The sequence below is a fragment of the Marinococcus salis genome (genome assembly GCF_054971365.1).
The window spans coordinates 1-1,381 of record NZ_JBQOJB010000046.1 but is presented as its reverse complement, the minus strand read 5'-3'; the positions used below and the strand labels follow the sequence as shown (position 1 = coordinate 1,381).

Genomic DNA, 1,381 nt, shown 5'->3' with positions numbered 1-1,381 from the left:
GGCTCAACACCAAAATATGTTCTTGACCCTTCAATACTGCACCCGCTTGTCGTTACACTCTAAAAGCAGGCGTTGTTTGTAACCCTCCGGGTTACGAGTAAAGTAATGGCGGCGCTGTAGCGCCTTGATTTTATTATTTTTACCTTCGACAGCTGCATTGGTAAAGCGAAGCTGATGATAATTGCAAATTTCTGCTTCCCAGTTATTCATCGTTCTTAAGCAAGAGCGAATCGCCGGGTGATCGATTTTTTCTCCTGCCTGCAGCCAGAACTGAAAGCCCTTTTGAGCTAGCGTGTAAGAAGCGCTGCAGTCATACCAATCGATGAACGTCTCTTTCCATTCATAGGCCTGATAAAGCAGAGAGGAATAAGATAAAAGAACCGAACATTCGTTAGCTTCTGCCTTTGTTAAGTGGTCTCTTCGTTTACCTAATAGACGATGCCGTCGCTTCAAGTGTTTTTTTGCATGAGAAGCAAGCTGCTTTTGGACGTCTTTTCTTATGGCATGTAAGGCCTCTGTCACATATCGGTTGACGTGATACCGATCGGCAATTCGAATAGCACCTGGATAGACTTCTTTCACAAACCGGTGGTACCCCGGAGCTAAATCTAGAACGACCGCCTGGGGCTGGAGAGCACCCCATTCGGGGTGCTGATCGATATATTGATGAAGTTCTTCGACCGTACGTCCCGGGATCACCTCTAACAACGATTCTCCTCGTAAGTCATGAAGCCCGGTGTTGTAGGTATGAGCTTTCCGAATCGCAAAATCATCGATGCCCAGCACCAGCTTGGGGCTGGAAGCAGCCTCTTCCCAACACTCGTTTTGAACCCGAGCGCTTTCTTGACGCATCCATTGATGACAAAGGCGTGTAAGTGACGTGATCGGCATGCGTAGGACCCGGGCCATATGCTGGATGGTGCTTCCCAGGACAGAGGAAACTTGTTGCTCGAAGGCTTTGGTATATCGTTTTTTAGGAGCTACACCTTCGTACTGCCAAACAAAAGAGCTGCCACAGCCGTGGCAGGATAAGCGAATAGCAGGAAGATGAAGAAAGACATCATACCCAAAGACAGGAAGATGGCGGACTTTTCGAATATACGCTGTACCACGACGGATCACCGAAGCCGCCGACCGACAGGTCGGGCATGCTTGAACAACATCGTTTGGCTGCATCTGGCAGATGAGGCCATCGGTTTCTTGTTGAACAGAAGTGATCTGAATCCCTGGTAAGTCTAATAAATGGCTGATAAAATGAGTGTGCATCTGTCTCCCTCTTTTTGTTGGTTGTTGGTACTCTCAACATAACAGAGGGGCAGATGTTTTTTCATTTCTTTTTATCAAGCACATATTTTTCAAGAACATATTTTGGTGTTGAGCC

At 47.1% G+C, this 1,381-nt stretch carries 1 protein-coding gene; it reads right to left on the bottom strand.

The genetic code is table 11. The features are described 5' to 3' along the window. Positions 1-30 precede the first annotated feature (30 nt). The gene (locus ACTTK6_RS15760; RefSeq protein WP_462833947.1) at positions 31-1,266 is read right to left on the bottom strand and encodes an ISL3 family transposase; all 1,236 of its coding nucleotides are present in this window, start codon (positions 1,264-1,266) and stop codon (positions 31-33) included. Between the last annotated feature and the right edge of the window lie 115 nt (positions 1,267-1,381).